Annotated in this window: 13 protein-coding genes and 1 pseudogene; 10 read left to right on the top strand and 4 right to left on the bottom strand. The window is 59.7% G+C overall.

The features are described 5' to 3' along the window. Window positions 1–782: 782 nt before the first annotated feature. Window positions 783–1,082: an NINE protein gene (locus A1830_RS04875; RefSeq protein WP_067702595.1), complete on the bottom strand. Its 300-nt coding sequence runs from the start codon at window positions 1,080–1,082 to the stop codon at window positions 783–785. Window positions 1,083–1,527: 445 nt separating this feature from the next. Between A1830_RS04875 and idi the strand changes: the two genes are divergently transcribed. Next, a complete protein-coding gene (idi, locus tag A1830_RS04880; RefSeq protein ID WP_067702598.1) occupies window positions 1,528–2,070 on the top strand; it encodes an isopentenyl-diphosphate Delta-isomerase in 543 nt (180 codons plus the stop codon). A 56-nt stretch (window positions 2,071–2,126) separates the two neighbouring features. On the opposite strand, the gene A1830_RS04885 is transcribed toward idi, so the two are convergent. Further along, window positions 2,127–3,605 (bottom strand): MFS transporter, encoded by a 1,479-nt coding sequence (locus tag A1830_RS04885; RefSeq protein WP_067702601.1) that lies wholly within the window; start codon window positions 3,603–3,605, stop codon window positions 2,127–2,129. A 216-nt stretch (window positions 3,606–3,821) separates the two neighbouring features. Between A1830_RS04885 and A1830_RS04890 the strand changes: the two genes are divergently transcribed. The 4 genes from A1830_RS04890 to A1830_RS04905 are packed head-to-tail and all read left to right on the top strand — an operon-like array spanning window position 3,822 to window position 7,603. Continuing rightward, on the top strand, window positions 3,822–4,751 hold the full coding sequence (locus A1830_RS04890) for a glycine betaine ABC transporter substrate-binding protein OsmF (protein ID WP_067702604.1): 930 nt from the start codon (window positions 3,822–3,824) through the stop codon (window positions 4,749–4,751). A gap of 35 nt (window positions 4,752–4,786) precedes the next feature. After that, window positions 4,787–5,947, top strand: coding sequence for an ABC transporter permease (locus tag A1830_RS04895; protein ID WP_067703658.1), 1,161 nt, complete (start codon window positions 4,787–4,789; stop codon window positions 5,945–5,947). Continuing rightward, window positions 5,944–6,876: an ABC transporter ATP-binding protein gene (locus tag A1830_RS04900; protein WP_067702607.1), complete on the top strand. Its 933-nt coding sequence runs from the start codon at window positions 5,944–5,946 to the stop codon at window positions 6,874–6,876. Before A1830_RS04895 ends, A1830_RS04900 begins: the two co-directional genes overlap by 4 nt. Before the next feature lies 1 nt (window position 6,877). Further along, window positions 6,878–7,603: an ABC transporter permease gene (locus A1830_RS04905; protein ID WP_067702610.1), complete on the top strand. Its 726-nt coding sequence runs from the start codon at window positions 6,878–6,880 to the stop codon at window positions 7,601–7,603. Here A1830_RS04905 and A1830_RS21160 read toward each other — a convergent pair. Both A1830_RS21160 and A1830_RS04910 read right to left on the bottom strand, forming a co-directional pair. After that, window positions 7,590–7,694 carry a protein YohO gene (locus tag A1830_RS21160; protein WP_073980957.1) on the bottom strand — a complete coding sequence of 35 codons (105 nt, stop codon included), beginning with the start codon at window positions 7,692–7,694 and terminating at the stop codon, window positions 7,590–7,592. The two genes, A1830_RS04905 and A1830_RS21160, sit on opposite strands and share 14 nt — an antisense overlap. Window positions 7,695–7,786: 92 nt before the next feature. Then, window positions 7,787–8,518, bottom strand: coding sequence for a MerR family transcriptional regulator (locus A1830_RS04910; RefSeq protein WP_067702613.1), 732 nt, complete (start codon window positions 8,516–8,518; stop codon window positions 7,787–7,789). A 149-nt stretch (window positions 8,519–8,667) separates the two neighbouring features. Between A1830_RS04910 and A1830_RS04915 the strand changes: the two genes are divergently transcribed. From A1830_RS04915 to A1830_RS22895, 5 genes and pseudogenes are all read left to right on the top strand, one after another. Continuing rightward, window positions 8,668–9,231, top strand: coding sequence for a helix-turn-helix domain-containing protein (locus tag A1830_RS04915; RefSeq protein WP_067702616.1), 564 nt, complete (start codon window positions 8,668–8,670; stop codon window positions 9,229–9,231). 47 nt (window positions 9,232–9,278) lie between these two features. After that, window positions 9,279–9,794, top strand: a complete 516-nt coding sequence (locus tag A1830_RS04920; RefSeq protein ID WP_067702619.1) for a GNAT family N-acetyltransferase — start codon at window positions 9,279–9,281, stop codon at window positions 9,792–9,794. Window positions 9,795–10,053: 259 nt separating this feature from the next. Then, entirely contained in the window at window positions 10,054–11,739 is a 1,686-nt protein-coding gene (locus A1830_RS04925; protein WP_082804096.1) for a ShlB/FhaC/HecB family hemolysin secretion/activation protein, read from the top strand. 63 nt (window positions 11,740–11,802) lie between these two features. Further along, complete coding sequence (locus tag A1830_RS04930) at window positions 11,803–14,373, top strand: filamentous hemagglutinin N-terminal domain-containing protein (protein ID WP_067702622.1); 2,571 nt, start codon at window positions 11,803–11,805, stop codon at window positions 14,371–14,373. Beyond that, window positions 14,352–18,170: pseudogene (locus tag A1830_RS22895) on the top strand (hemagglutinin repeat-containing protein); the annotation flags it as partial. The gene A1830_RS04930 and the pseudogene A1830_RS22895, both read left to right, overlap by 22 nt. Window positions 18,171–19,249 lie beyond the last annotated feature (1,079 nt).

Here is a 19,249-nt window from a genome sequence, read left to right on the forward strand (position 1 = left end):
CCATCCGGGTCTTCCTCTCTACGCTCAGCGCTGCGGAATGCCTGTCACCGGGCCCCACCCGTCGGCTTATTGCATTGTGCTGGCTGCGGGTAAGGGCGGTGTCGGAGATTCCCGGAAACTCTTCGCCAGATATGAATGCGTACAGAAAATATGCAATGACCAAAATAGTTGGGATATGAAGAAAATCAGAACACCGAGAGTGCACAGTTTATTGTGACTGGTTTTTTCGTGGTGCAGATAAATGACCTAAATAGCGGCACCAAAAACTAAATCGAAAAATGAGCTGAATCCTGCGCGAGAGCAAACCTTAACGTGGATAGGCTCGGAAACCTGCGGACAGATAAACGGTTTTACCGGAGCAGCTCAGCAGCCTACGGACAGATAAACGGTTTTACTTAAAGCGGCCCAGAAGCCTGAGAGGTGGATAATCCCTGCGGGTGACGGGCATTCCGCAGCGCTGCGGCGAAGACGGAAGGCCAGGCGAGGNGGCGGGCAGGGATGCCCGCTCGCGACCGGGCCGTCCGGCCTGGAGCCGGAGCCAAAGGCACCAGGCAAAGCCTGGCGCGAGGACGCCCGGCCAACGCTGGGATTATCCACCGGCACAGCAGAAATTGCAGCCAGCACAACCAATCGGCAACCGCAGGGATTATCCACCAACAAAGCAGATATCGCAGCCCGGCAAACGCTGGAATTATCCACCAACAAAGCAGAAATTCCAGCCTGCACAACCACCCAGATATAATGCAATTCAGCGCGGTTGATAATTATGTTGCCCTGACCAATCAGCCATATTTTTTGGCGAAATTCTCATCAGATGTGCAAAGGTAAATAATAAACTCAAAAAAGGCGATCAGCGCCGGAACGAACGTCCAGCAAAAAATCAGATAGAGAAAACCCTGCCCAACACGGCCAAGATAAAACTTGTGAACGCCAAATGCGCCAAGGAAAAAGGCTAACAGCGCTGCTGCAATCCGGCTCTTTTCTCCTGTCACCGCACCCTGCGTTGCGCCACAATGTGGACAAGCTCTGGCAGAACTGTGAATTTCTTTACCGCAACCCCGGCAAAAAACCATCCCAGACATATAAACCTCCATTTAATAAATTAAAATTAACTTTCCCGTTATCGGCACCGGTTGGAAATTTCTTAATACCAGCAGGACAAAAAACCTTACGTATTTCGCCCCTGGATAATTCGCAGACAAGGGGCATTATTCTACTTATCCTGTCCGGCTAAATTATCGGCAGCCATCATATCAAAATGGCAATCGATGCAAATACAAATATTACGGGGCGCGATAAAAACTCTCCGGTACTACCCGCGGGTCTGGATATGATCCTGCCCGTGGGATGACACCCGCGCAGCAATACTTTACGGTGACCGGATTCACCCTCCGCTCTCTCGCGATTGGCGTCTCTACTCGCGCAATCCTGCTAAAGTTGCGTAACCTTTCTCATTTCGCACGAATTTTACGTCATCAGGTTAAAAAGATGTGCCACACTAACTGGGAATTATCTTAAGGAGGGCGAATGTCTGCAATCGAAGTGATACTGGTCGATCGTCACGATCGCCCTACCGGCCGCATGGAAAAGCTGGAGGTGCATGAAAAGGGACTGCTGCATCGTGCGGTGACCGTCTATATCTTCAACTCGCGTCATCAACTGCTGCTACAGCAGCGCGCCAGTGGGAAATACCACTGCGGCGGCCTGTGGAGTAACACCACCTGCGGTCATCCTTACCCGGAAGAAGCGACCCGCCACGCCGCCGAGCGACGCCTGCGCGAAGAGATGGGCATGCGCCTGTCGCTGGAACCGGTATTTGAACTGAGCTACAACCTCCCGCTCAGTAACGGTCTGACTGAACACGAGTACGGCCACGTTTTTTTCGCTATTAGCGATGAGCTGCCGCAGATGAATGCCGATGAAGCGGAAGCCTACCGCTACATCTCACTGAGCGAGCTGGAAAATGAGATGGTGCAACATCCCGAGCGCTTTACGCCGTGGTTTCTGCACACCTTCTCCCGTATTCCCGCCCAGTTTCAGCAGTTCAGCCAAAAACAGATGGCCGGATAACGTTCCGGCCCTCCGCTTCTGTTCCCGCGCCTGTGCCAGTCGGGAGATGACCAGCATCACTGGCTGGCGGAACTGAAATCCTCCGCATCCACATCATAGCCCGACGGCTCCCAGCGAATGAACAGTAACGCCAGCAGCCCTGCCAGCGGTGCCAGCGCAATAATCCAGAAGACGCGAGTGCTGAGGGCGGCGGCCAGCAGCGGGAACATAAACAGCGAAACCGTCGAGCTGGCGCGCATCAGCGTCTGGTTAAAACCGACGCCCACGCCGCGCAGCGAAGTGGGATAGCTGAGTGATGCGAAAGTCATGGTATGGGAGCCCGGCCCGACGCCCTGGCCCAGCAGGAAAAGCGCCAGCATGGCAACAGAAAGGGCCGCCTCTGCGCCGCTGCCCGGCTTGCCCACCAGGGCCAGACCGACCAGCGCCACCAGTTGAAAACTGTAGCCCAGCACGGTCATCTTCCAGGCACCAAAGCGTGGGACCAGCCGCACGGCGAGCAGCCCGCCGGTAAAGGCAAAAAGCAAATTCAACGCCAGTGAAACCAGAATGGTGGTCAGCATCGACTGCGCCAGAAAGCTGGAGATAATTACCGGCAGGCCAAAGGCCACGGCGTTATAAGCGAAAGCCGAGGCGACCGCCGTGACGGTGGCCAGAATCGTCCGGCGCAGGTAAATCCCTTTCAGCAGTTCACCGTAATTACGCCAGCTTGCCGCACGCACCGGCTTAACGGGCGGCCGTTCCGACGCCTCCGCCACCTGGGCGTTAATGCCCCAGGCATTGCGCAGGATCGCCGCGGCCCCTTGCAGATCGCCCTGATTGGCCGCCCAGACGGGCGATTCGCTCATATAGCGACTGCGAATAGCAATAATCAGCAGGGCAGGTACTGCGCCAAAGCCGAGAATAATACGCCATAGCCAGCCGGCATATTCATCGGGTAGCACCGCGTAGAAAAACAGCACCAGCAGCCAGGAGATGGAGATCGCCGCGTACCAGGTGGGGCACCACATAGCGATACTGGAGGCTTTATTTCCCCGTCCCCTGAGCTTCGAAAATTCGGCCAGAAACGCCATCGCTACCGGTAAATCAATCCCGACACCCAGCCCCATCACGAAGCGCGCCCCGGCCAGCACGTACTCGTTGGGGGCAAACGCACAGGCGATGGCGGCGACCACAAAGAAGAACATATCGGCCATAAAGACGCGATAGCGCCCGATTTTGTCGGTCAGATAGCCCCCCGCCAGCGCGCCGACAATGGCCCCGAAGGCAATGGCCGACGCCACCATCCCCGCGCCACCCGGAGAGAGGCCAAACTCCCGCGTAATATCCTTCATGCCGAAGGCCAGCGAGCCTAAATCATAGGCATCCAGAAAAACGCCGCCCAGCGCGATGCCAATCACAATGCGCGCATTATTTCGCGACTGCGTACTGGTATTGATCAGATGCGAAACATCGGCTGCCTCGCGGATAATAACGGGCTCGCCCGTTGGGATATTCCCTGCCATGGCGACGTGCGCCGACGTGGTTGAAAGCGTCATAATGTTGCGTTCAGTTTTATTAGAATAAGCGCTGAGAATACACGCGAGCGGTACGGAGGGAAATAGTTCGCACTTCTCACCTTATTGGCTTCAGTTAACAAAAATTCGCCGCCGGGCGACAGCAGGGTGATGACCCGCGCGCTTTTTTGCCGTCCGGCTTCATCCGTTGATTTATTAGGCTACGCTTGTTACTAACCTGACGAAAAGGAAAAGAAAATGGCAAAGGTAACCGCGCGCGGCGGCGTAATGACGCTGGCTGTTCTACTGGCACTGGCAGGATCGGCGACGGCCGCCGATCCGGTCAGGGTGGGGTCGAAAATTGATACGGAAGGATCGCTGCTCGGCAATATTATCCTCCAGGTTCTGGACAATCACGGTGTAAAAACCATCAATAAAGTCCAGCTGGGCACCACGCAGGTCGTTCGCGGTGCAATTACGGCGGGCGAGCTGGATATCTATCCGGAATACACCGGTAACGGCGCCTTCTTCTTTAATGACGAACAGGACCCAGCCTGGAAAAATGCGCAGGCGGGCTATGAAAAAGTAAAAAAACTGGATGAGGAAAAAAATCAACTGACCTGGCTTACTCCCTCACCGGCGAACAATACCTGGACCATTGCGGTCAGCGGCGATCTGGCGAAGAAAAATAATCTGAATTCACTGGACGACCTGAGCGCCTGGCTGAAAAAGGGCGGGGAGTTCAAGCTGGCGGCCTCGGCCGAATTTATCGAGCGCCCTGATGCGCTTCCGGCCTTTCAGAAAGCCTATGGGTTTACGCTTAAGCAGGACCAGCTCCTGTCGCTGGCCGGAGGCGATACGGCGGTCACCGTGAAGGCCGCTGCGCAACATACCTCTGGCGTTAACGCCGCAATGGCTTACGGCACGGACGGCCCGGTAGCCGCACTTGGCCTGCAAACGCTTAGCGATCCTAAAGGCGTGCAGCCGGTCTATGCGCCCGCCCCGGTGATACGTGATGCGGTCCTGAAAGCCTATCCGGACATTGCGGAGTGGCTGAAACCCGTCTTTGCTTCACTCGACGAAAAAACGCTGCAATCGCTCAACGCGAAAATAGCGGTAGAGGGGCAGGATGCTAAGAAAGTGGCTGCGGACTATCTGCAACAAAAGCAGCTGCTACAGGCTAAGTAAAGGCCGGTTTGATGGTCGGTTATCGCGGGGAAACTGTGCGCCTCACTATTTATAATCGCGTATTGCTGATGCTGGGCGTACTGCTGGCCGCGGCGCTGCTCCTGATGCCGTTCCTTAACTACGCGCCCAATCGGCTGGTATCCGGTCAGCCTTTTGCCCTGTATCAGCTGATGCCCGGTGGCGGAGAGGGGTGGCTGCTGCCGGTGCTGGTGCTACCGCTGCTGGCATTTCTGCCGCTCTCCCGACGTAATCTGCTGCTGACGCTGTTACTGAGCGAACTGCTGCTGGTGGGGCTGATCGCGCTGGGAGGCGAACTGGCCGCCCGGCTTTCGCAGCAGGGCAGCCCGCTGGCACGCAGCGCCTTCGGCAGCGGCTGCTGGCTGGCGCTGGGCCTCTGTCTGCTGGCCGCAGCGGATGCCGTGACCCGGCTGACGAAAAATCCCCTCTGGCGACTGCTGCTGAACGGACAAATCTGGCTCCCGGTCATCGTTTTAATCCTGAGCGGACAGCTCGATCAGCTGGCGCTGCTGAAAGAGTACGCCAACCGCCGGGAGGTCTTTAATGAGGCGCTAAGCCGCCATTTGCTGCTGCTGCTGGGTACGCTGCTGCCGACCCTGCTTATCGGCATTCCGCTGGGCTGGCTGTGTTACCGAAAAAAATCGGCGCAGTCCCCGGTCTTCGCGGTGCTGAACATTATTCAGACCGTACCCTCTATCGCTCTCTTCGCCCTGTTGATCGCCCCGCTGGCCGGGCTGGCAAAGGCCTTTCCGGCGCTTTCTGACATAGGCATCAGCGGTATCGGCGTAGCGCCCGCGCTGATCGCGCTGGTACTGTATGCGCTGTTGCCGCTGGTGAGAAGCGTGGTAGCGGGTTTACAGCAGGTACCCCGGGAGGTGGTTGAAACCGCGCGTGGCATGGGCATGACCCCGGCACAGATTTTCTGGCATGCCGAAGTGCCGCTGGCGCTGCCGGTACTGCTTTCCGGGCTACGGGTCATTTCGGTTCAGACCGTTGGCATGGCGGCGATTGCCGCGCTGATTGGGGCCGGTGGGTTTGGTGCCATCATCTTTCAGGGGCTTCTCAGCAGCGCGCTGGAACTGGTACTGCTGGGGGTGATCCCGGTCATTGCGCTGGCGGTGGTGGTTGATGCGTTGTTCAAATTTCTCCTTTCGCTGACCGAGGCAAAGCGCCAATGATCAACTTTAACGGAGTGAGCAAATATTTTGCCGGAAAACCGGCCGTCAGCGATCTGACGCTAAATATTGCCGACGGGGAATTTACGGTGCTGATTGGCACATCGGGTTCGGGTAAGTCCACCACTCTGAAAATGATAAACCGCCTGATTGAGCATGATGAGGGGTCGATTCTGTTCGCCGGAGAGGAGATCCGCCAGTTCAACCCTCAGGTGCTTCGCCGACGTATGGGCTACGCCATCCAGTCAATAGGACTTTTCCCTCACTGGACGGTAGAGAAGAACATCGCCACCGTGCCCGCGCTGCTTAACTGGCCGAAGGCGCGCATCGCCGAGCGGGTCAGCGAGCTGCTGGCACTGCTGAATCTTGAGGATCATTTTCGTCACCGCTACCCTCATCAGCTTTCCGGCGGGCAGCAGCAGCGGGTGGGGGTAGCCCGCGCGCTGGCGGCCGATCCTGAGGTACTGCTGATGGATGAGCCTTTCGGTGCGCTGGATCCGGTAACGCGAGCCGCGCTCCAGCAGGAGATTGTGCGGATTCATCAGCTTTCTGGCCGCACTATCGTGTTGGTGACGCACGATATTGATGAAGCCCTGGCGCTGGCGGACCGTCTGGTGCTTATGGACGGCGGTAAAGTGATTCAGCAGGGTACGCCGCTGGAGATGCTGACCCGACCCAAAAACGCCTTCGTGCAGGACTTTTTTGGCCGTAGTGAGCTGGGCGTCAGGCTGTTGTCACTCGGCAACGCCGGCTCGGCGGCGCGGCGGGGAGAGTGGCTGGATGAAGAGGCCATTCCCGAAAGTATGACCCTGCGCGAGGCGCTGTCACAGTTCATTGCCCGACAGACCGATCGGCTGGCGGTGACAGATGCGCAGCATCGCCCGCTTGGCGTGCTGTATTTCGCCGATCTGCTGCGGCAGAAGGGGGCTTAAGATGCGCTGGCTCCGCGATCCGCTATTATGGCTGATTCTGTTGTTTGTGGCTCTGCTGCTGCTCATGCCCTTAAGCGGCCCGCTGTTTGCCCGGGCCTTTCCGCAGCTGGAGCGCCCGCTGTACCAGCAGGACAGTTTTGTTCAGCTGGCCCTGTCACATATCAAACTGGTGGCATTTTCCAGCTTTTTTGCCGTCATTATCGGCATGGGGGCCGGCGTACTGGTTACGCGCCGGGCCGGGAAGGAGTTTCGATCGCTGACTGAAACGCTGGTCGCGGCAGGTCAGACGTTTCCACCGGTAGCCGTGTTAGCCATTGCCGTGCCGGTGATGGGATTTGGCGAAGCGCCTGCGATTATCGCGCTGCTGCTGTATGGCCTGCTGCCCGTTCTACAGGGGACGCTGGCCGGTATTGATGCGGTGCCTGCCAGCGCCAGGGAAATCGCCGAAGGCGTGGGCATGAGCGCGTGGCAAATTTTGTGCAAAGTGGAGTTGCCACTGGCCGCACCGGTGATTCTGGCAGGGATCAGGACATCGGTGATTATTAATATCGGTACGGCGGCGATTGCCTCTACCGTGGGAGCGAAAACGCTGGGAACCCCGGTGATTATTGGATTGAGCGGATTTAACACGGCTTATGTTATCCAGGGCGCCTGCCTGGTCGCCCTGCTGGCGATCGTGACCGATCGACTTTTCGAGCGGTTAATGCGGCGGTTTAAGAACGGATAAGGATGGTGTAGCCGGTCAGCATCACGCCGCCAATGCCACCGAGGGCCATCATCAGGAAGATAATAATTACGCCAATTTTTTGCCAGTTCATGCCGTTGCCCGTTTGTTGAAGCGCTGAGGGCACGAGTATATCGCCTTTCCCACCCTCGCGTTAAGCCTTTGCTGGCTTTTTAACGACGTTCGCTAATGACCGATATGTGAGACGGTAAAACCCTGCTCCTGCCAGTGATTCATCATCTCCTGCTGCCGGTGGGTTAACGCTTTTCCGGTAAAAATGAAGATCTTCTGGCCTGGAAACAGTTCCGGACGGGGCATCTCCAGCGGCTCGGCCATAACGTCCATCCGCCAGCCCTGCTGTGATAACCGCCATGCTTCAAGCCACAGCCGCGTACGGTCCTCCGTCCCCCAGCCCATTAATAGCGCATCCTTACCCGCTTTCTTGCGCGAGCCGGTAAGACAGAATGCCACATAGTCGATTAGCGCGCCGTCCAGCAGACTGCACATGGCACGCGCGGTATTTTGATCCAGGCCGAGTCGCTGCCGGATGGGCAGAAAAACGTTGTCTATCAGCACATCCGCCGGATTTTCCCGGCCAATGGTGGCGATTTTATTCCTGATTTTTGCCGGTTTAACGTGACGAAGAACGGTCATCATCTCTTCTTTGAGGGTGGACCAGGCATCATCCACGCTGATATTTTCCCCCTCCAGCAACGCCTTGACTTTGCCAACGGGAACACCGCTTCCAACCCAGCGCTTAATTTCTTCAATGCGCAGAATATCATCTTCATCAAACTGTCGGTGACCCCCTTCAGTCCGCTGAGGCTTCAGTAAGCCATAGCGGCGCTGCCAGGCACGAAGCGTAACGGGGTTGATCCCGCAGCGTTCGGCAACGTCACCAATACTGTACAATGCCATGCAATTCCTCTTATCTTTCTTCTATCACCCTAACCGTAGCGGACTCCCTCCGGCTGTACAACTATTTTTTCTATTGTACAAGTTGAAGCAGAATAGAAAATCAGCTATATCTCATATAAGAGATTATTTCCCATATTAGAGAAAATTAAGTGCACATTTCACTCGCTGAACATCGTCTTGCTCAACGCCTGGCTCAGCTTCGTCTGGAGAGGAACTGGTCGCTGGAGGCACTGGCCGATCTGACAGGCATTAGCCGCGCATCACTTTCCAGGATCGAACGCGCGGAAACCAGCCCGACCGCCTCGCTGCTTAACCGACTGTGCATCGCCTACGGTTTAACCCTGTCGCGGTTGCTGAGCGGCGTTGATGAGGAGGGGCCTGTGCATCTGCGTCCGGCGGCGCAAAACGTCTGGTGCGATCGCCAGAGCGGCTTTGAAAGACGTAGCGTTTCGCCGCCCGCTACAGGCTTTCTGGGCGAGCTGGTGGAAGCACGGCTTAAGGCGGGCGCACTGATCAACTACGATGCCCCACCAGTCGCCGGAATCGAGCAGCATCTCTGGATACTTGACGGCGTGCTGTTATTCAACATGAACGATCGGCAGTGGCGACTGGAAGCGGGGGACTCTCTGCGGTTTCATCTCTACGGGCGCTCTTCGTTTCACGCGCCCGAAGCAGAAGGGGCACACTACGCGCTGGTCGTCTGCCGTGCTTAAGAACTGCACACGCAACCGATCCACTGAACACAACTAAGGTAATTTTTATGACGCTTTCCTGGGATTTGCTTACTGCCGATCTGGCCTGCGCTGAGCAGGCTGAACTGTGTAATGTGCTGAGCGCCTGCGTAGCGCAGGGTGCCAGCGTGGGCTTTGTCAGTCTGGATCCTGAACCCATGCGCCATTTCTGGCACGGGGTCATCGCCAGCCTGAAAAGCGGCGATCGCCAGCTGATGGTTGCGCGCCTTGACGGCAGGATAGTTGCGACGGTTATCCTGGTGTTGGGCATGATGCCCAATGGCGCACACCGCGCTGAAATCGCTAAGCTGCTGGTGCATCCGGAGGCCAGGCGGCGCGGCATCGCCCGTCAGCTGCTGTCCCGTGCCGAGCAGCTTGCCCGGCAGGCAGGCAGAACGCTGCTGGTGCTGGATACGCGCAGCGGCGATGTGGCAGAACAGCTTTATCTGACGCAGGGCTGGAAAATAAGCGGACAGATCCCGGGGTATGCGCTTTCCACCGACGGCGAGCCCGAGGCCACGACCGTTATGTATAAATGCCTTTAATAATGCTGTCGGTGGTTCCGGCGTACAACCCCTGTCTGTGAAAATTGAGTTCTGATGTTCTGATGTTCTGACGTCCCCGGTCTCTGAGGAGCGACGGCGCCCTTTCGTCCGCCGCGTTTGCACCGAGATAAACTCGTCTCATTTTATTACATCTTTGATTGAATATTAAACGGGCAACGAATAGAATGCCGCGCGTAAACGGGGTTGATTAAGGATTAATTAACGCCAATAACGGACTTAGCCAACAGGGAAGTGAAAGGTGAAAAGGGATTTTTTACAGCGTTGCCGCGCGGCAGCCTTGCTGAGCGCGCAGGCGCTATTCTTTAGCAGCGCGGCCATCGCCGCGCCTGAATCTGAAGCCATTATTCACCAGCAGGAGCGGCAGAGGGCGCTTGAACAACAGCTTCAGCCCGCTACGCCTGACGTACGTCTTTCGCCACCCGCTACGGGCAGCTCCAGGCTGCACTTTCCCGATGAGATTCCCTGCTTCCCACTCCAGCAGATCCTGCTAAAGGGGACAGAGGACTTTCCCCACTGGCTCCCGCTCCAGCGCCTGGCAAATCAGGCCAGCGGCCGCTGTCTCGGCGCGCAGGGCATCAACCTGCTAATGAGCGCCCTGCAAAATTTGCTTATCGATCGCGGCTATGTCACCAGCCGGGTGCTTGCACCCGCGCAGGATCTGACTCAGGGTTCGTTCACCCTCCAGCTGTTTGCCGGCAAAGCCAGTGCCGTCAGCCTGACGCCGCAAAGCGGGCGCTACGTTAACCTGTGGACCGCGCTGCCGACGCGCGCGGGAACGCTGTTCGATTTGCGCGACGTCGAGCAGGGACTGGAAAATCTCCAGCGGCTTCCCACGGTGACGGCAGAGATGTCGCTGTCACCCGGCGCTAAACCCGGCGAGAGCGACGTCAGCATAGACTGGCATCAGCGCAAAATGTGGCGGCTGGGCGCCTCTCTTGATGATGCGGGCGCTACCGGCACCGGACGCATCCAGGGAGGAGTGACCTTCTATCTGGACAATCCGCTGTCGCTCAGCGATCTGTTCTATGTATCGGCCAGCCACGACCTGGCGCGCGGCGGCGATAAAAACAGTAAAAATCTGACCGGCCACTACTCCGTGCCGTTTGGCTACTGGCTGCTTGGGATGACCGCCAGCAAATACCGCTATCTTCAGACGGTGGCAGGACGCTACGCCGATGTGCGCTACAGCGGGGTTAGCCAGAGCCTGAACGGCCAGCTCAGCCGCGTTCTGCACCGCACCGGCAGCCAGAAAACCACCCTCAGCTGGGATCTGCTCTCCCGCCAGACGCGCAGCTACCTTGATGACACCGAAATTGGCGTCCAGCGCAGCCATACCTCCGCGTGGCGACTGGGTTTGCAGCATCGACACTATATCGGTGCCGCGACGCTCGATGCGGGCGTCAGCTATCAGCGAGGAATGCGCTGGTTTGGCGCCATCCCGGCACCTTCCGAAGCCTGGGGAGAAGGTACTGCGCTGGCGAAAATTCTTCAGCTAAACGGCCAGTTTTCCGTGCCTTTTACGCTATCCGCGCAGCGCTTCAGCTTTACCAGCCAGTATCTGCGCCAGATGAGCAGCACGTCACTGACCCCGCAGGACCGCTTCTCTATTGGCAGCCGCTGGACGGTACGGGGTTTTGACGGTGAACGCTCGCTAAGCGCCGACAGCGGCTGGACGGTACGTAACGATATTGGCTGGGCAACGCCCGTCCCGGCGCAGCAGCTCTATCTGGCGGTGGACTACGGTGAAACCGGCAGCCGGGGCAGCGATCTGCTGGGCCGACATCTGGCCGGTGGCGCCGTCGGACTGCGCGGTAGCGCCCTGAATACCGGCTATGACCTCTTTGCCGGGGTGCCGCTGGCAAAACCCGCGGGATACCACACCAGCGGCGCAAGCTTCGGCTTCAACCTGAACTGGAATTACTGAGCGCGTCGTACCCGACACGTACTGACCGCTTAGCACTTTAGCTCTACTGATAAGGACATCATCATGAACACGCGCTGCTTTCGCGTTATTTTCAGTCAGGCCCGCAGTATGCTTGTGGTGGTGGCCGATATCCTCCCGGCGGGCCGGGGCCGAAGGAGCTGCCGACGCAGTGTGACTCGCGCACGAGAACTTTTTGCCCCCGCGCTCTCTTCGCTGGGCTTTGCGCTACTGCTGGCAACGGGCGCGATTATGCCCGCATCGGCAGGGGTGGTTGCCGACGGCGGCGCGCCGGGTGGGCAGCGCCCGACGGTGATCAACAGCGCCAATGGCACGCCGCAGGTCAATATTCAGACGCCCAGCGCGGCGGGCGTGTCGCGCAATCAGTACAGCCAGTTCGACGTGGATCAAAAAGGCGTCATCCTGAATAACTCGCGCACGGCGGCACAAACGGCGCTGGGCGGAAGGGTCGCGGGCAATCCGTGGCTGGCGCAAGGCGAGGCGCGGGTGATCCTCAACGAGGTTAACTCACGCGATCCGAGCCGGCTTAACGGCTTTATCGAAGTGGCCGGGCAGCGCGCGCAGGTGGTGATTGCCAGCCCCGCCGGGATCAGCTGTAACGGCTGCGGCTTTATTAATGCCAGCCGGGCCACGCTCACCACCGGCCAGGCGCGGCTCAGCAACGGCCAGATCGCCGGGTACGACGTCAGCCAGGGCACGATTACCGTTCACGGCCAGGGAATGGACAGCAGCCAGCAGGACAGCACCGACCTGATCGCCCGGGCGGTGCATATCAATGCCGGGATCCAGGCCAGGGAGCTGAAGGTGACGACCGGCCACAATCATATTGACGCCGCGCACCAGACCGTCAGCGCAATGGCCGGTGAGGGCGAGGCGAAGCCACAGTTTGCCCTTGACGTTGCGCAGCTGGGCGGCATGTACGCCGGTAAAATTCGCCTGATCGGCACCGAAGGTGGCGTTGGCGTACGCAATGCCGGGCATATCGGCACCTCGGCGGGTAGCGTGGCGATCACCGCCGACGGCCATATTGCTAACAGCGGAAGCATCAGCAGCGCGACCCGTCTTGATGTGGCTACGCGGGGCGACCTCAGCAACAGCGGGACGCTCTATGCCAGGGAAAGTTCTGCCATCTCCGTCGCGGGGCGGCTGACGCACAGCGGCACTCTCGCCAGCGGGCAACAGACCCGCGTACAGGCCGCCACTATTGAGGCCAGCCGCAAAAGCGTCTTTGCCGCGGGCGTTGACGATCGCGGGCAGCCTAAACCTGGCGGCAGCCTGACCCTCAGCAGCAGCGGTGCATTACGCGCGCAGGGACAGCTGCTGGCGACGGAGCAGCTCAGCGTTCAGGGTGCCTCGGTGGATCTCAGTGACAGCCAGACGGCGGGCCGCGATATTGCCGTCACCGCTTCCTCCGGCGATATCAGCACCGCCCGCGCGGTTATTTCCGCTACCCAGACCCTCAGCCTGAATACCCGGGGGCAGCTAAACAATGATGGCGGCAGCCTGGCCGCTGACCGACTCAGCCTGACGGCGCATCAGCTCTCTAACCAGCAGGGAACGTTGCAGCAGTTGGGCCAGGCAGATCTGACGCTGGCGCACCAGGCGGGCATTAATAACACCGGGGGCAGCATCGCCAGCAATGGCGTAAACCTGACGCTCAGCACCGCCAGCCTGATTAACCGCCGGGGTCGGATAACCCATGCGGGTGAGGGACAGCTCCACGTCAGCGCGTCAGCGCTGTCGGGTACGCAGGGCAGCCTGCTGACTAATGGCGCCCTGCTGCTGGAGGGCGGCGCGCTGACGCTTGACCAGGCTACCACCCAGGCCCGGCACATCACCGTAAACGCGGCCAGCCTCTCCGGCCGCGGCGGAGAGGTTATCCAGACCGGCAGCGGTGAGATGACCTTCAACCTGAACGGCACGCTGGATAATTCCGGCGGACTGATCCACAGCGGCGGCAGCCTCATGGTGGATACCCACGGCGGCCTGCTGCTGAACCGCGACAGCGGGGCGCAGGGCGGCATTCTCAGTGCGGGTGCGCTGTCGCTGCGCAGCGGCGCGGGCGATAATCGCAGCGGCCTGATCCTCAGCGGCGGTAATGCGCGGCTGGAGACCGGGCACTGGGACAACAGCAGCGGTACAATCCAGTCCGGCTCTTACCTGCACTGGCATACCAGCGGGCAGGCGCTGATTAACCGGGCGGGCGTTATCAGTGCGCATACCGGCCTTGCACTGCAAAGTGGTGATATCAATAACCAGCAGGGCACGCTGGCCGCGGGCAGCGAACTGACGCTGAGCAGCCATGCGCTGGACAACAGCCAGCAGGGGCAGATTATCAGCAAAGGCAGTCTGCGGCTGACCACCGCCGGGCTGAATAACCAGCAGGGCCGCATTCAGTCGCTGGGCGATATGGTGCTGAGCGCAAAGGATGCGGTGATCAATAATACCCGGGGGCTTATCCACAGCGCCCAGACGCTGCTGCTTAGCGCCGCACAGATTATGAATCAGGATACCCGACGCAGCGTCGTACCCTCGGGCTGCAGGCCGCCAGGCTGCGGGTTACGGCGGAGCAGCTGGATAATCACCAGGGTGAAGTGCTGGCCGATGAGGATCTGACGCTGACGCTCACCGACAGGCTGAATAACAGCAGCGGTCTGATCTCCTCGATTAAAAATGCCTCACTCAGCGCTGCCACCCTGACCAACAGGGCGGGGGATATCGAAGCCGGACAGGGGCTGAGCCTGCGAAGTGACTGGCTGAGCGGGGAGGGTCGTCTGCTGTCGCTGGGCAATATGTCGCTCAGCCTCAGCCGGGACTTTATTAACAGCGGCTCACTGGAAGCGGCGGGGGCGCTCTCGCTGACCACGGCGGGCCAGCTCACTAACCACGGCCTGATGCAGGCGGGGGGCACCCTCGCGCTCCGGGCCGCTTCGCTGTTTAACAGCGCCACCGGGGAGATCGCTGCCGGGCTGTTACAGGCGGAGATCGCCGCCACGCTGACGAATTATGGCCTGCTCAACGGCATCTATACGCGCCTGAACGCGCAAATTCTGAACAACGTTGCGACCGGGCGGATCTACGGTGACTGGCTGGCGATAAAGGCCGGGACGCTGAATAACCTCGCCGCGTCGGGCCATGCCGCCACGCTTGCGGCCAGGCAGCAGCTGGATCTGGGCGTTGGTACGCTAAATAACCGCGAGCACGCGCTGATCTACAGCGGCGGCAGCCTGGCCCTGGGCGGAACGCTCAGCGACGATTACCGGGCTGTCGGACAGGGCGGTGCACTCAATAATCACAGCGCCACCCTTGAGTCGGCGGGGGATATGACGCTGAATATCGCCAGCATCAATAACCACAATGACCATTTTCGTACTGAAAACGTGCTGATCTCGCAGGAGCAGGTTTCTGAATACCAGGTGGACCGCCTGAATAATGGCGTGCGCTATAACGTCAATGACTACGATATCAGTATGTATAAGGACGAGACGTGGGTCATCTGCATCGTGGGCGTGATTTGCCATAACACCGATGGCGATAAGTTCACCCACTACGACTACACGCGCACCATCACCGAAGACCGCATCGCGCAGAGCGATCCGGGGAAAATTATTGCCGGTGGCAGTATGACCGTCGGGGCTGACCGGCTGCTTAACGATAAAAGTCAGATTATCGCAGGCGGTACGCTGGCGATAACGGCGGCGCAGATGGATAACATTGAACCGGTCGCCGCCCGCCAGATAAAAGAGGAGGGCGTGACCCGGCGCTACACCCGTAAGCAGCACAGCGGCGGCGATTCACCGCGGGTAGTAACCGAAGCGTGGAAACCAGCGGTAGTGATTCAGGACATTGCTCTGCGCCCTGGTTACATCAGCGGCAACACCACGGGTGAGGGCAGCGGCCTGACGCCGGATAATCAACCGGAGAGCCACCTTAGTGGCAACCCGTCGGGAACCGGCGGCGTCAGCATCGCGCCGATCGCGGGGTCAGACGACCTCTCCTTCGGCAAAATTCTTGAGGTCTCCCGGGAGGGGGTGGACAGCGTAGTACGCACTACCGGCCCCGATACCCGCCTGCCTGACAGCAGCCTGTTCCATATGCGACCAGAAAGCGACAGCGCCTGGCTGATTGAAACCGACCCACGCTTTATCGGCGAAAAGGCGTGGCTCAGCTCGGACTGGATGTTGCAGGCGTTTAAAACCGATCCGGCTAACGTTCATAAGCGGCTCGGCGACGGCTGGTACGAGCAGCGGCTGAACCGCGAGCAGATCATCGCCCTGACCTGGCAGCGCTATCTGGCCGGTCAGCAGAGCGACGAAGATCAGTATAAAGCGCTGATGAACAATGGCATCGACTTTGGCAGGAAACATAACCTGACGCCCGGCATTGCCCTGACGGCGAAGCAGATGAGTGAGCTGACCAGCGATATCGTCTGGATGGTCGCCCGGCCCATACAGCTGCCGGACGGCACGATGCAGCAGGTGCTGGTCCCGCAGGTATACAGTCTGGTCAGGCCCGGTGACATTGACGGCGGCGGGGCACTGCTGGCGGGTAAAAATGTGCAGCTGGCGCTCAGTGGCGACCTGACCAACCGTGGAACGGTTAGCGCGCAGCAGAGCATGCAGATGCTGGCGGATAACATCAACAACCTGGGCGGCACCCTCAGCGGGCAGGATGTCTGGCTGCAGGCACGAACGGATATCACCAATACCGGCGGCCACGTACAGGGCGGCGGCAGGCTGACGGCGATAGCGGGACGGGATATCAGCATCACGACCACAACCCGCAGCAACGACAGCCTTAACGGCGATTCCGCCCGCACGGCAATCAACCAGACGGGCAGCTTTACGGTCACCAATAACGCAGGTTTACTCGACATTCAGGCCGGGCGCGACGTGAATCTTAAGGCGGCTATTGTCGCCGCCAGCGGCGACAATAGCCGTGCCACGGTCATGGCGGGGAATAATCTGAGCCTGACCACCGTTGAGACCGCCAGCCGGGACAACCTGAGCTGGGGCAGCGATGACACCCTGCGTCAGGCGCAGAGCCGGGAGGTGGGCACCCCGATCCAGGGCGGCGGCGAGGTGACCCTGCTGGCGGGGAATGACCTCAGCATGACGGCGGCAAGGGTATCAGCAAACCAGGCGCTAACCGTACAGGCGGGTAATGACCTGAGTATCCACAGCGGCACGGCTACGGAAAGCTTCGATCAGTATACTAAATCGACCAGCAGCGGGTTTCTGTCCGGTAAGACAACGGTAGATCACAACAGCTTCAGCGACCGGACGGCGGTAGCCAGCCAGCTTGACGGCCACAGCGTCACGATGCTGGCGGGGCACGATTTGCAGGTGCAGGGCAGCAGCGTGGTGGGCACGCAGGACGTGATGCTCCATGCCGGTAACAACCTCAGCCTGACCAGCGTGGACGAACAGCATGAGGTGCGACAGATCCACGAGGAGAAAAAAACCGGCTTCTCCGGCACCGGCGGCATTGGCGTCAGCTACGGTAAACAGAGCGTGAAGACCACCGACACCCTCAGCAGTCGCACCAGCGCGGCGGCGACGGCAGGCAGCGTGGACGGTAACCTGAGCCTGACGGCGGGCAACGTCCTGCTGATCGGCGGCTCTGACCTGGTGGCCGGACAGGATATGCGGCTGAGTGCGAAGGAGGTGAACATTGAGGCGGCAGAAAACCAGCGGTCGCAGAAGCAGACCACCGAGCAGAAAAGCTCCGGGCTGACGCTGGCCCTTTCCGGCACGGCGGGCAGCGCCCTGAACACGGCGGTCACCACGGCGAAGCAGGCCAGCGAAAGCAGCGGGCGACTGGCGGCCCTGCAGGGCGTGCAGGCGGGGCTTAACGGCGTCAGTGCCGGGCAGGCCCTGCAGATGGATGCGGCGAAGGGCAGCGATCCGGCGAACGGCAACACGGTGGGGGCGAACCTCTCCTGGGGGAGCCAGTCATCGACCTCGGAGAGTCGCCTTGAGCAGACCACCCAGCGTGGCAGCAGCCTGACGGCGGGTCACAACCTGAGCATCACCGCCAGCGGCAGCGGCGTGTCCGGCGCTGACGGGGATATCCGGGTGCAGGGCAGCCAATTTCAGGTGGGGCATGATCTGCTGCTGTCGGCGAACCGCGATGTCAACCTGCTGTCGGCCGCAGAGCAGGAAAGCACGCGCAGTAAAAACAGCAGCAAAGGTGGGGCGGTTGGCGTCGGCTTCGGTGTGGGGGCCGGAGGATCGGGCTTCAGCGTCTCGGGGAGCGTTAACAGCGCGAAGGGCCATGAAAACGCCGATGCTCTGAGCCATACCGAAAGCCAGATTAACGCGGGTAATCAGGTGACCCTTATCAGCGGGCGGGATACGACGCTGACCGGCGCGCAGGTGGCGGGGGAAACGGTGACGCTGGAGGTCGGTCGTAACCTGACGCTGACCAGCGAGCAGGACAAAAACCACTATGACGCGAAGCAGCAGAGCGCCAGCGCGAGTGGCAGTGCGGGGGCAGGCGGCGGCTCGGCCAGCGTTAACGTTTCTCAGGAGAGCATGAACAGCCGCTGGGAGTCGGTCACCGATCAGACGGGCATCTTTGCCGGCAGCGGCGGCTTTGATATTACCGTGGGCGAGCATACGCAGCTCAACGGGGCGGTTATCGGCTCGACGGCGGCGTCAGAGCGGAATAAACTGGATACCGGCACGCTGGGGTTCAGCGATATCGACAACAGAGCGGACTACAGCGTTGAGCACCAGAGCACGGGCGTCAGCACGGGCGGTAGCGTGGACGGGCAGTTCGCCGGAAATATGGCGAACACGTTGCTGACCGGGGTGAACGGTTCAGATAGCGCCAGCTCGACCACCCACGCGGCGGTGAGTGAAGGGACGATTATTATCCGTGACCAGGCGAAGCAGCAGCAGGACGTAAGTGAGCTGAGCCGCGACGTGGAGAATGCGAATCCGGGGCTGGCGGAGATATTTGATAAGGAGAAGGAGCAGCAGCGGCTGAGGGAGGCGGCGCTGATTGGGGAGATAGGGAGTCAGGTTGGGGATATCGCAAGGACCCAGGGTGAAATCGAGGGGCTGAAAGCGAAGAAAGATCCGGCTGCCCTTCAGGCCGCCAGAGAACAACTCGCCGGTCAGGGTAACCTNAATCCTACCGACAAGCAGATAGCCGATCAGGCTTACAAAACGGCGATGGCCCCTTACGGCACCGGCAGCGCGTTGCAACAGGGGATCCAGGCGGCCACTGATGCGGTGCAGGGCCTGGCGGGCGGAAACATCGCTCAGGCCATCAGCGGTGCTGCGAGTCCATATCTGGCAGAGCAGATCCACAAACTGACCGAAGGGAACCCTGAAGCGCAGGCAATGGCCCACGCGGTGGTCGGTGCGGTCACCTCGTATGCGTCAGGCAACAATGCCCTGGCAGGTGCAGCAGGCGCGGTCAGCGGCGAACTGATGGCGCAGCTGGTGATGAATCAGCTGTATCCGGGTAAAACGGTCAGCGA

It is taken from the genome of Erwinia sp. ErVv1 (genome assembly GCF_900068895.1).
In the GTDB taxonomy this organism is placed as follows: domain Bacteria; phylum Pseudomonadota; class Gammaproteobacteria; order Enterobacterales; family Enterobacteriaceae; genus Erwinia.

What these genes read in the sequence shown, in the direction of transcription:
- A1830_RS04905 (WP_067702610.1), top strand. Translation starts at nt 6,878, where the DNA reads ATGCGCTGGCTCCGCGATCCGCTATTATGGCTGATTCTGTTGTTTGTG.
- A1830_RS04930 (WP_067702622.1), top strand. Translation starts at nt 11,803, where the DNA reads ATGAACACGCGCTGCTTTCGCGTTATTTTCAGTCAGGCCCGCAGTATG.
- A1830_RS04875 (WP_067702595.1), bottom strand. Translation starts at nt 1,082, where the DNA reads ATGTCTGGGATGGTTTTTTGCCGGGGTTGCGGTAAAGAAATTCACAGT.
- A1830_RS04920 (WP_067702619.1), top strand. Translation starts at nt 9,279, where the DNA reads ATGACGCTTTCCTGGGATTTGCTTACTGCCGATCTGGCCTGCGCTGAG.
- A1830_RS04900 (WP_067702607.1), top strand. Translation starts at nt 5,944, where the DNA reads ATGATCAACTTTAACGGAGTGAGCAAATATTTTGCCGGAAAACCGGCC.
- A1830_RS04910 (WP_067702613.1), bottom strand. Translation starts at nt 8,518, where the DNA reads ATGGCATTGTACAGTATTGGTGACGTTGCCGAACGCTGCGGGATCAAC.
- idi (WP_067702598.1), top strand. Translation starts at nt 1,528, where the DNA reads ATGTCTGCAATCGAAGTGATACTGGTCGATCGTCACGATCGCCCTACC.
- A1830_RS04885 (WP_067702601.1), bottom strand. Translation starts at nt 3,605, where the DNA reads ATGACGCTTTCAACCACGTCGGCGCACGTCGCCATGGCAGGGAATATC.
- A1830_RS21160 (WP_073980957.1), bottom strand. Translation starts at nt 7,694, where the DNA reads ATGAACTGGCAAAAAATTGGCGTAATTATTATCTTCCTGATGATGGCC.
- A1830_RS04890 (WP_067702604.1), top strand. Translation starts at nt 3,822, where the DNA reads ATGGCAAAGGTAACCGCGCGCGGCGGCGTAATGACGCTGGCTGTTCTA.